Annotated in this window: 3 protein-coding genes; all 3 read right to left on the reverse strand. The window is 57.0% G+C overall.

From position 1 onward, the window contains the following. Window positions 1–146 precede the first annotated feature (146 nt). A complete protein-coding gene (locus AWB74_RS44480; RefSeq protein ID WP_061152792.1) occupies window positions 147–344 on the reverse strand; it encodes a hypothetical protein in 198 nt (65 codons plus the stop codon). A 457-nt stretch (window positions 345–801) separates the two neighbouring features. Then, window positions 802–1,236, reverse strand: coding sequence for an NUDIX hydrolase (locus AWB74_RS44485; protein WP_087039596.1), 435 nt, complete (start codon window positions 1,234–1,236; stop codon window positions 802–804). Further along, window positions 1,233–1,506: hypothetical protein (locus AWB74_RS48110; protein ID WP_235024963.1), on the reverse strand; the 274-nt coding region annotated here is incomplete at its 5' end. The genes AWB74_RS44485 and AWB74_RS48110, both read right to left, overlap by 4 nt.

A 1,506-nucleotide genomic window follows, 5' to 3' on the forward strand; every position in this document is an offset into this window, starting at 1 on the left:
CCCCTGAGGTTGTCAGAATAGTAAATATAAGTGGATACAGCCAGGAGGACTACAACTGGCGTGTCAATCTGATTGGAACAAAGGGCGGTTCAAAACAGGGGTGCGTGCGGATTCCACATGTGCACTTCCGCCCGCAAAACGAGGCGTCAGTGCAGGCGAGCTACTGCCTGCAGTAGGGCATGGCCATCGACGGTCAGTCGCGGACGCGGGTGGCCTGAGGCGAGTTCTTCGAGTTCGACTAGTTGACGTTCCAGCAGAATGTCGAGCTCTTCGCGATCAAGGTTGATCTGCTCCGGTGCGGCGTTGACCAGCATAAGCGTGGCAAATTCATGGGGACTTAGCATAGTTTCTCTCTCAGATATGCGCTGATATTTTTATTTTTACGGAACACCGTTAATGCGCCGCAGGGACTGAAATGCCCCATTTGGGGGGCCGGTCGGCGTCACGCAAGGGACGACATCGGACGGGTCTAATTTTGTCGACTGGGCAGCGATTAAAACATGCACGAAACTCATATGTTAATCAGGGTTAACAACGGGAATTAAATAATACGGCCGTTCGTACGTTCGGTGGATGCCAATCCGCGCGGTCTGTTTCGGCATGGAGCGAAAAAAGCACCGTTCAACTCGCGCTATCAACGGTGCGGTTTTGGGGAAGGGCGAAAGGAGGGCGTTTTCAACGGTTCCGCAATTGCCATGTTTCCGCGCGACGACAGTTCAAACGCGCCACGAACGACTAGGTCGACACGCTCGTGAGCGTTGTTGAGGTTCGGCATTTTTCCGCTAGCAAGCTCGGGCTCGGCTAGTCGTCAGACGCTGGCGCTCGGCAAAGGTAGAGCTCAATGGCTTCACGAAGGGACTGGTGGTTCCCGCATTGTGTCTGCCTGAGGAAAATGGCAGCGATGCCCTTGGTGGGAATACTTGCCTCGGCGCAGAGGATCTCATCGAGATGCATCCATTGGCAGCGCACGATTTCATTGGAAGGTATCGCTTCGATGGTCTCGCCGACGCGTGCCGCGAACACGAAGTGCCGCGATCGCAGTCCGTGAAACTGGAAAGCGTAGTGGACATGTGTGGCCACGAGCCCCGTTTCCTCTTCGAGTTCGCGCTGTGCCGTTTCGCCAAGATCTTCCCCTAGCTTGCGTTTTCCGCCCGGAAACGCCCAACGGCCCAGCGCGCGTGCAACGACCAGGACCCGGCCGTTGCGTTCGCAAATGACAGTGGCTCTACGCTTCATGGTGTGACGCTGCCTTCGCAGAGGGTCGGACGGAATGGGGGGTGGGCGGCCGACCGCATCGCTTTCGGCACACAGCTCGATCGTGCCGGAGAGCGGCCGATGTGATGTTTGAACGGGCTTTTCAATATGAGCTGCACCGAGCTCAACGCTTCGTCCTCAGCTGACTTCCCTCTCAAGTTCTGCTGCGTCGCATGTGAGTCGCGGACGTCGCGGGTCGGTGATATCCAGCTGGTGCCACGCGATCCGATGGCGCCGTGACTGACTTTTGTG

The organism is Caballeronia arvi (assembly GCF_001544695.2).
Lineage (GTDB): Bacteria > Pseudomonadota > Gammaproteobacteria > Burkholderiales > Burkholderiaceae > Caballeronia > Caballeronia arvi.